Consider the following 468-nt stretch of genomic DNA (forward strand, 5'->3'; position numbering starts at 1 on the left):
GGCACGAAGGCGACCGACGTGATCGGGGTGATGGACGCCTTAGACGACCGGGTCGACCGCTTCCTGCTCGGCGGCGTCGCCGGTGAGCTCTTCTTACGCGCCGCGGGCCACCCGGTCGGCCACGACGTCGGCGGGATGGACCTGTTCGACGAGCAGTGGGAGGCGAACCGCGAGCTGATCGAGTCGGTGCTCGACGAGCGCGGCGACGCGATCCACCTCGCGACGGACCTCGCCTACGAGGGCCCCGACGGCGACCGCGCGGAGGTCGCCGTCGACGACATCGACGAGAAGACCGAGGGGTATCTTGACGTGGGCTCGGAGACGGTCGCGGCCTACGGGCCGCCGATCCGCGAGTCCGACGCGGTGTTCGTGAAGGGCGCGCTCGGGGTCTTCGAGGACGAGCGGTTCGCGGACGGCACGGTCGGCGTGCTCGAAGCGATCGCCGAGACCGACTGCTTCTCCGTGGTC

At 70.7% G+C, this 468-nt stretch carries 1 protein-coding gene; it reads left to right on the plus strand.

The features are described 5' to 3' along the window. Positions 1–468, plus strand: a 468-nt coding sequence (gene pgk / locus C468_RS03785; protein ID WP_008847550.1) for a phosphoglycerate kinase, incomplete at both ends; no start/stop codon positions are given.

The organism is Halorubrum kocurii JCM 14978 (genome assembly GCF_000337355.1).
In the GTDB taxonomy this organism is placed as follows: domain Archaea; phylum Halobacteriota; class Halobacteria; order Halobacteriales; family Haloferacaceae; genus Halorubrum; species Halorubrum kocurii.